At 60.5% G+C, this 3352-nt stretch carries 5 protein-coding genes; all 5 read left to right on the top strand.

Going from position 1 to position 3352, the window contains the following annotated elements; all coding sequences use genetic code 11:
* On the top strand, window positions 1-330 hold a 330-nt coding region (locus JZ791_RS43730), incomplete at its 5' end, for a DUF4254 domain-containing protein (protein WP_216903818.1).
* A gap of 172 nt (window positions 331-502) precedes the next feature.
* Window positions 503-1057, top strand: coding sequence for a DUF3558 domain-containing protein (locus JZ791_RS43725; protein WP_216903815.1), 555 nt, complete (start codon window positions 503-505; stop codon window positions 1055-1057).
* Window positions 1058-1419: 362 nt separating this feature from the next.
* Window positions 1420-1932, top strand: coding sequence for a DUF3558 domain-containing protein (locus JZ791_RS43720; RefSeq protein ID WP_216903813.1), 513 nt, complete (start codon window positions 1420-1422; stop codon window positions 1930-1932).
* Window positions 1933-2052: 120 nt separating this feature from the next.
* Window positions 2053-2463: a hypothetical protein gene (locus JZ791_RS43715; protein ID WP_216903811.1), complete on the top strand. Its 411-nt coding sequence runs from the start codon at window positions 2053-2055 to the stop codon at window positions 2461-2463.
* A gap of 34 nt (window positions 2464-2497) precedes the next feature.
* On the top strand, window positions 2498-3352 hold an 855-nt coding region (locus tag JZ791_RS43710), incomplete at its 3' end, for a hypothetical protein (protein WP_216903808.1).

Raw genomic sequence — 3352 nt, 5'->3', positions numbered from 1 at the left:
CGCCTCCACGAAGAACGCCTCTCCGCCCCCCGAGCCCGCATCGACGAAATCGACACCCGCCGAAAAGAACTAATCCACGAAGCCGACCACTGGATCGACACCCGAATAACCCCCGCCCAAGCCACCGCCCGAATCCACACCGAAACCATCGGCTCGGTCCTGGACCGCCTAGCCACCTTCACCGCCCACGCCTACGCCACCCTCACCGCCCCCACCCCCTACTGGGAACTCTGCGACGCCTGGGAGTCCGTCGCCGAATTAGCCTGCGCCTACGAAGATCTCGTCGCCGAGGTCACCCGAGGCCAACGCCGCCTCCCGGGATACCGGTGAACCCCAGGCCATCCGACGGCAGGAACTGGTCCGGAGGGGAGACCGGCTCCACCCAGCTCAACGATTGCAGCACCACCAACATCCCGGTAGCCTCTGCCCGAATCGTCAGGGGGCGGAGGGCCGGTCCGAACTCCACTGCGCACAACCGGATTCCGGCATCGGGGAGGCCGCTATGATCACTCGACTCCACCTAGCCCAAGCCGCAATACTCGCGGCCGTCGTCCTCCTCGTCGGGGCCTGCCAGCCACCTGACTCGTCTAAAACCAGTGCAGCGGTAACCACAACAACCGTCCCATCTGTTCCGATGGCCTTCGACCCTTGCACAGACATCCCGCAGAGTGTGCTGGATTCGCTGCAGTGGACGTCGAAGGACTCGGCGAAAAACGCGTCAGGCGATATCGAATGGCGAGGATGTAGCTGGGTGAAATCGACTGAGTACGGGGCCGTTGTCTATATGACGAACGCAACTGTGGGCGCCGTACGTGCCCAGAACTTCCTGTACGCGCAGGGGTTTGTCGTGGACGGCCGCAGGGCGATCTCCACCATCCAAGACCCTGATCATCAGAGTCAGCAGTGCACGGTCGATGTGGCGGTCAAAGGCGGCAGTCTCGAGATTTTCCTCACCAATCCAGAGGCATCGGATACGCCTGGCAGCACAGACTCCTCGTGCCGAATAGCCCGAGACGCAGCACAGCAGATTGTCCCGCTACTGCCACAGGGACTGTAGGCCGATTCCGCCTGGCCGAGCAGCGCGCAGTTCTTAAGTGTATCCCCGCCTCCGGGCCAAACCTCATGTCCGACGTCGGAGGTCGGTGATGCCACGGCTGGCAAGGGGTGCCGGTCGATGCGCCGGACATCACCGCCTTCAGCGAACTTTGGACTGTCTGCCGGTTGGCTGAGAAGTAGGGAAGCGACGGGCCGATACCGTCCATTGCGGCTTTAGGGGTCGGCCGGTAACCTCCTGCACGAGTCTTGAGGGGGCGGGAATGCGGTCCGGCCTCGGGCAGGCGACCGGTTCCGGCACCACAGGAGGACAGCATGATCGGCGCGAGACGTACGGTTGGGGCTGTCGCTCTTGCGGTGGGCGGGGTGCTGCTGATCGTAGGATGCAACTCGGGTGGATCAGCCAAGTCGACTGGTGGAGCAACCTCGACGACTGCGGCGATGGCGTCGGACGTGCCTACAGGCTACGACCCTTGTACGCAGGTTCCGCAGAACGTACTGGACTCCCTGCAACTGACGATGAAGATCCCACGCCAGCAGGATGCGCCTGACGGGACAATGTGGCGCGGATGTCAATGGGCAAGCGCCGACGAGTACTCGATTGCGATCTGGGTGACCAATGCCACGCTCGACAACGTGCGTAGCAAGCACTACCAGGGCACCCAAGACCTCACTATCTCTGGCCGGAATGCAGTCTCGAGTCGTCAGGTTCCCGATCACCCTGATCAGCAATGCACTGTCGATGTTGCAATCAAGGGTGGCAGTCTTGAATTCTTCCTCAGCAACCCTGCGCCAGGAAATTCCGGTACCAAGAATGCTTGCGATCTGGCTCAACAAGCGGCGGAGAAGGTCGTCCCCACACTTCCTTCGACGGTATGAGGGGGCTATTCTTGATTAGGTATAACCGGGAGGGAAGAAATGGGCGACAGTACTGATAGCAGCTCGCATCCTTTCGCTAACATGTTGAGCGAGGCGTCGGCAGGACACATCACTCTACGGATGGATCTGGAGCAGTTCGTATACCTGGATCGTGATTGTGAGACCTTTATACAGGCTATCACCCAGGTTATGGGGATCGCAGACTCTGTATCCCGCTTAGACCCCTGGGGTCTCGGCGAGCACACGGTCAGCGATAGCGGTAAGAAGCTGACCTCGGGCGAAGCGATTGTGCAGCGATTCAAAAGTAAGTCTCGTGGCGCGAGCGATCAGAGTGATAATAGTGTCTATGCGATCATGCAGGCGCACCTCGAAGCCGTCAAGGATATCCAGGAAACTTACCGCCGTATCTGCAAGCAAATTACTGACCACGACGCCGATCAAGCTGCCAAATATGCTCAGTTGGTAAAAACGCTGCCGCGGCAGCCTGCGGTCAGCGTGCCGCAGTACGTGTCACCCTGCTACGTCGGCTAATATGCACATGGTAACCAGGCATTAAGGGGGAGCGATGGTCGATCAGTACGAGCCGCCGTCGATCACAGATCCTGAGAACCCACAGAGCTGGGCGAATGGCGAGCTGAAGAATGCCTTCGATCCTCTGAAGACGACGAATACCAACCAGGCTTCGAACGACTATATGACGATGGTTAACGTATGGAACGAAGGTGTGGAAACCTTCCTCCGTTCCATACACCGCTCGATCTCCGAGGCCTGGGAAGGTACTTCGGCGGACGCGGCGAAGACGGCGATCAGTAACTACGCCAACCAGGCACAGCAGCTCACCGATCCGCTCAAGCAGTTGGCCGACGCGATGGGGGAGTGCGCTTCTTCGGTCAACACGACTCGCGGCTCGATTCCTGATGCGGTGATTGTCACTGGATCGGCATGGCTGAATCCGATTCACCGGCACACGCTGATACAGCGTAGGGGCGAGCACGAGCAGGAAGCCCGAGAGGTTTTCCAGAATCACTATGTGACGCGGCTCGGACAGATTGACAGCAAGGTTCCGGTATTGCCGTCGGTCAACGATCCCGCTCATCCGCTGGACATCTCGAAGCCGACTCCGGGGACCAGTCTGAGCGGGAACGACGGCGGTACCAACGGCGGCGGTGGCGGGACCAGTGGCGGTGGCGGCGGCGTCGACGGTGGTTCAGGGAGTGGTTCCGGGGCCGGGGGCGACAGTGGTAGTGGTGCGCAGGGGTCTGCGGATCAGTCGCAGTCGTCGAATTATGGTTCGTCGGGGAGTGGTTATTCGGGGGTCAATTCGGGGCTGTCTTCGAGTTCGGATGCGGTGAAGCCTTCTTCCTTCGATCCGACTGCTACGACGCCGAGTGACTTCGCTGGTGGTGGGCCTGGCGGTGGG

It is taken from the genome of Nocardia alni, from assembly GCF_019038435.1.
GTDB lineage: Bacteria > Actinomycetota > Actinomycetes > Mycobacteriales > Mycobacteriaceae > Nocardia > Nocardia alni.
The sequence above is the reverse complement of the archived record's forward strand: the minus strand, read 5'-3'. Positions and strand labels throughout refer to the sequence as shown.